The organism is Oryzihumus sp., from assembly GCF_054325275.1.
Window position 1 is genome coordinate 1 of the sequence record NZ_JBTCWL010000122.1, and the last position, 5,247, is coordinate 5,247.

The window sequence follows — 5,247 nt, forward strand, 5'->3', positions numbered from 1 at the left end:
CCCCCACCCCCGGCGACGTCGATCAGCCGCCGCTGGTGGCCGACTTGATCGCAGCCTGCATGTCCTTGATGGCCTGGTCCACGGTCTTGTCACCCTTGATGGCGGGGTAGGCGTTGTCCTGGATGGCCGTGGTGACCGCCGGGTAGTACGGCGTCACCGGACGCGGGACCGCGTTCTCGATGGAGGTCTTCAGCGTGGGCAGGTAGGGGTACTTCGCGACCAGCGCCGCGTCGTCGTAGATCGACGCCACGACCGGGGCCAGCGAGCCCTTCTCCATGAAGAACTTCTGCTGCGCGTCCTCCTCGATGAACTTGAGGAAGTCGAAGGCCGTGGCCTTGTGCTTGGAGTAGACGCTGATGCCCTCGCTGTGACCACCGAGGCTCGAGGCGCCAGGACCGGACAGGCCGGGCAGCGGGGCGACGCCGAACTTGTCCTTGACGACGGAGGAGCCGTCGGTCTTGGCCAGGTTGTAGACGTAGGGCCAGTTGCGCAGGAAGAGCAGCTTGCCTGCCTCGAACGCCTGGCGGCCCTGCTCCTCCTGGAAGGTGATGGCCTCCTTGGGGATGTCGCCGTTCTTGTAGTGGTCGGCGAGCATCTGCAGGCCCTTGCGCGACTCCTGGGAGTCCACGGTGGGCTTGCCCTGGTCGTCGACGATCTTGCCGCCGGCGGTGTTGATCGCCTCGGCCGCGTTGACGGTCAGGCCCTCGTACTTGGAGAACTGGCCGGCGTAGCAGCCCATGTTCTTTGCCTTGGCGACGCTGCACTTGCTCCACATCTCGTCCAGCGTCTTGGGAGGCGTCGGGACGAGGTCCTTGCGGTAGTAGAGCAGTCCGCCGTCACTGGCGAACGGCGCCGCGTAGAGCGTGTTGTTGTAGGTCGCCGCCACCACGGTCGGCTTGAGCAGCTTGCTCGTGTCCATGGCGAACTGGCCCTTGAGCGGGACCAGCCAGCCCTTGGCCGCGAACTCGGCGGTCCAGATGACGTCCACGGTGACGATGTCGTAGCTGGGGTCCTTGGCCTGCATGTGCTGCACGATGTCGTCGTGCTGCTGGTCGGCCTGGTCGGTCTGCTCCTTGAGCGTGACCTTCTCGTTGGGGTGGGCCGAGTTCCACTTCGCGATGGTGGGCGCCCAGACGTTGCTGTTGTCCTTGCCCGTGACGAACGTGATCGGCCCACGGGAGCTGGCGCCTGCCTGCGCCGAGCTGCTCGAGGAAGAACTGCCGCTGCTGCACCCCGCAGTCACCAGGGCGACTGTGGCGGCCGCTGCGAACGCCACGCGTGCGCGGCGCCTTCTTGTGTCGTGGGCCATCCGCCCGCCTCCGAATCAATGGCGTGCCGGGGGCTGAGCACCTCGACACTGAGGGATATCAGACACCTGAGTAAAAACGCTTGCACACGACCTCGCAACCGCAGGCGGGGTGTGCAGGGATAACGATCGGGTAACCGACCCCCCGCGGGCGTCACGACCGCGATGACGGGCCGTGGTGTATGCCGGCCCGCCACCACCCGCGGTCGCCGTCCCGGCCGTACCCAGCGTCGTTCGTGCCGCAGCCGGGGCGGGAGTCTCCCGGACCGACGGACGGAAAGCGCTCGGGGTGAAGGGTTTCCGGGCCCGCGGTGAAACGGGCTGGTCGCCTCAGACGAGGGAGGCCGGTCCCACCCTCCACGACCACGTGGCCACGGGAGCCTTGCCACACGACTCCGGCAGGTGGTCGCCCATGAGCCGCTCCACCCGCACCGACCAGCAGCGACCGTCGCGGTGGCTCACTGTGCACCGCCACGCGGTCGAGTCCTCGGGGTCGGGCTCCGCGGTGGTCGACAGGGCGATGAGGTCCAGCTCGCCGAGCTGCTCGCGCAGGGCTGCTTCCACCGCCTGCGCCGGTGGCTCGAGGACGCTGCGGCCGCGGTCGTGCCACGGCCCGAGCGCGGCGGCAGGCAGCTCACCGCGCTCCGCCGCGTCGAGCACCTCGACGGCGAGGTCGACGTCGAGCCGGGCGAGCGTCTGGCCCCAGGGGAGCAGCACGCCTGTGGGCGCGAACCGGTGCCCGCCGGTGTGGGAGCACTCCCACACGCGCCCGGGGCGGGCCTGCGCGGCGGCCAGCGCCACCGGGCGACCGCGGACCGCGCAGCACACGTCCCGGCGGGAGTTCGTGCACACCAGCAGCACCGGGTCGGACGCCTCCTCGAGCTCGGGCACCGCGTCGAGGACGATGTCGATGTCGCCCGCGGCCAGGGCCGGCCACGGCAGCCGGCCGAGCTGGGAGGGCAGGTCGAGGTCCGCCTCGAGCAGCCACGGCCGGTCGGTCAGGCCACCGGCGACGTAGACCCGCTGTCCCTCGCTGCCCCGCCGGTCGGCGTGGGCGCCCGGACGGCGGATGAGCAGCAGCCGCCCGCCGTGCTCGGCGCAGAGCCGGTCGAGGCCGGACCCGACGTCGGGGTCGAGGTGGGACTGGGTCGCCGCCTCACGACCCCACGGCCCGGGCTGCTCCAGCGCCACCCAGAACCGCGCCTGAGCGGCCGTGCCCGGGGCTGGGGCGTGCGCCCGGTCCCAGAGCACCGAGCAGGCGCCGGGTGCGCTGTGGCCGTGGCCGCCGCGCGCCTCGGTCACTCGCCCACGCCGTCGCCCAGCGGCAGCTCAGCCTCGGCCGGGACGACGGCCCCGGGCTCCTGGTCGGCCGGACCGGCCGGGAACGCCGCGGCGATCGCGGCGATGGGGTTCTGCGCCGGCGTGCCGGAGCCGTCCCGCTTGCCCGTGGCCGGCGGCAGGTCGACGGCCACCCCGTTGGCGGCAGCAGCCCGCGCCGGCACGGCCCCGACCCAGGCCAGCAGCAGGGTGTCCTCGCCGCGCAGGAACCGGTGCGCCCGGACGCCGCCGGTCGCGCGGCCCTTGGCGGGGTACTCGGCGTAGGGCGTCACCTTCAGCGAGCCGGCCTCGGTGCCGGGCAGGGCGCCGGAGGAGCCAGCCGAGGTCACCACGATGTTGTCCGCCGTGGGGTCGACCGCGCCGAAGAAGACCACCCGTTCGTCGCCGGCCAGCTTGATGCCCGCCATGCCGCCGGCCGGGCGGCCCTGCGGGCGCACGACCGAGGCGGAGAAGTGCAGCAGCTGGGCGACGTTGGTGAGGAAGACCAGGTCCTCCTGGCCGGTGGTCAGCTCGACCGCGCCGACGACTGCGTCGCCGTCCTTGAGCGAGATGACCTCCCAGTCGTCCTTGTTGCCGGGGTAGTCGGTGGTGACCCGCTTGACCACGCCGAGGGCGGTGCCGAGGGCGATGCCGGGGGAGTCCTCCCGCAGCGAGACCAGCGTCAGCGGCTCCTCGCCGCGGGGCAGGTCGACGAAGGCTGCCAGCGGCGCCCCGCCGGACAGCGACGGGGCCCCGTTGGTCGGCGGCAGCGTGGGCAGCTCCAGCGCGGACAGGCGGATCATCCGACCCCGGGAGGTGACCAGCCCGACATACCCGCGGGCGGTGGTGCGCACCGTGGCGACCACCGCGTCGTGCTTGTGCCGACCGCCCTCGTTGGACAGCGGGTCCGCGGTGGTGGTGCGGGCCATGAGGCCGGTGGAGGACAGCAGCACCCAGCACGGGTCGTCGCTGACCTCCAGCGGCGAGGATGCCGTCAGGGGGGTGCCGGCCGACTCCAGCAGCACGGTGCGCCGCGGGGTGCCGTGGGCCTTGGCGACGTCGGCGAGCTCGGAGGACACGGTCTTCAGCAGCAGCTTCTCGTCGCCGAGGATGGCCCGCAGCGCCTCGATCTGGCGCTCGAGCTCGGCCTTCTCGGTCTCCAGCTCGACGCGGGAGAACTTCGTCAGGCGGCGCAGCTGCAGGTCCAGGATGTAGGTCGCCTGCGGGTCGGAGAGGTCGAAGACCTCCATCAGGCGGTCCTTGGCCACCGCAGCGTCCTCGGAGCTGCGGATCACCTGGATGACCTCGTCGATGTCGAGGATCGCGATGAGCAGGCCCTCGACGAGGTGCAGGCGCTCCTCCCGCTTGCGCAGGCGGTAGGCGCTGCGGCGGCGGACCACGTCGGTGCGGAAGTCGACGTAGACGCGCAGCAGGTCCTTCAGGCCCAGGGTGCGCGGCTGGCCGTCGACGAGTGCGACGTTGTTGATGCCGAAGGAGTCCTCCATCGGGGTCAGCTTGTACAGCTGCTCCAGGACCGCCTCGGGGTTGAAGCCGTTCTTGACCTCGATGACCAGGCGCAGGCCGTGCTTGCGGTCGGTGAGGTCCTTGACGTCGCTGATGCCCTGCAGCTTCTTGGACTGGACGTTGTCCTTGATCTTCTCGATGACCTTCTCGGGGCCGACGAGGTAGGGCAGCTCGGTGACGACGATGCCCTTCTTGCGGGGCGTGACGTTCTCGATCCGGGTCGTGGCGCGGGTGCGGAAGGTGCCGCGGCCGTTCAGGTAGGCGTCGCGGATGCCCTCCAGCCCGACGATCTTGCCTCCGCCGGGCAGGTCCGGCCCGGGGACGAACTTCATCAGGTCGTCCAGCGAGCACTGCGGGTTGGCGATGAGGTGCCGCGCCGCGCCGATGACCTCGACGAGGTTGTGAGGCGGCATGCTCGTGGCCATGCCCACGGCGATGCCGCTGGCGCCGTTGACGAGCAGGTTGGGGTAGGCCGCCGGCAGGACGCCCGGCTGAAGCAGCTGGTCGTCGTAGTTGGGGACGAAGTCGACGGTCTCCTCGTCCAGGCTGCCGGTCATCAGCAGCGCGGCGGGGGCCAGCCTGGCCTCGGTGTAGCGCGAGGCGGCCGGGCCGTCGTCGAGCGAGCCGAAGTTGCCGTGCCCGTCGACCAGCGGCAGGCGCATCGTGAACGGCTGGGCCATGCGCACGAGGGCGTCGTAGATTGCGCCGTCGCCGTGCGGGTGGTACTTGCCCATGACCTCGCCGACGACGCGGCTGGACTTGACGTGGCCGCGGTCGGGGCGCAGCCCCAGCTCGCTCATGCCGTAGAGGATGCGGCGCTGCACCGGCTTGAGGCCGTCGCGGGCGTCGGGGAGGGCCCGGGAGTAGATGACGGAGTAGGCGTACTCGAGGAACGCCCCCTGCATCTCCTCCTCGACGTCGATGTCGAGGATGCGCTCCTGGAAGTCCTGCTCCTCACCAGAGGGGGTCGACGAACGGCGGGCCATGCGCGGGGGTGCTCCTCGGGGGTGCGGCGTCGGTTGCGGTGGGGCGGATTCTCCCGGACGCCATCTTCGCCCACGCGGCAGGGGGCTCCGTCACCGACTCGCCGGGACCCGCGG

Annotated in this window: 3 protein-coding genes; all 3 read right to left on the reverse strand. The window is 71.4% G+C overall.

The genetic code is table 11. The features are described 5' to 3' along the window. Positions 1–22: 22 nt before the first annotated feature. Positions 23–1,309 carry an ABC transporter substrate-binding protein gene (locus ACXVGS_RS18715; protein ID WP_458533329.1) on the reverse strand — a complete coding sequence of 429 codons (1,287 nt, stop codon included), beginning with the start codon at positions 1,307–1,309 and terminating at the stop codon, positions 23–25. 327 nt (positions 1,310–1,636) lie between these two features. Further along, entirely contained in the window at positions 1,637–2,608 is a 972-nt protein-coding gene (locus ACXVGS_RS18720) for a sucrase ferredoxin (protein WP_458529952.1), read from the reverse strand. After that, positions 2,605–5,133, reverse strand: a complete 2,529-nt coding sequence (locus ACXVGS_RS18725) for a DNA gyrase/topoisomerase IV subunit A (RefSeq protein ID WP_458529951.1) — start codon at positions 5,131–5,133, stop codon at positions 2,605–2,607. Before ACXVGS_RS18725 ends, ACXVGS_RS18720 begins: the two co-directional genes overlap by 4 nt. Positions 5,134–5,247: the final 114 nt, after the last annotated feature.

Excerpts from the sequence above, each read along its gene's own strand:
- ACXVGS_RS18715 (WP_458533329.1), bottom strand. The coding sequence starts at position 1,309 with ATGGCCCACGACACAAGAAGGCGCCGCGCACGCGTGGCGTTCGCAGCG.
- ACXVGS_RS18725 (WP_458529951.1), bottom strand. The coding sequence starts at position 5,133 with ATGGCCCGCCGTTCGTCGACCCCCTCTGGTGAGGAGCAGGACTTCCAG.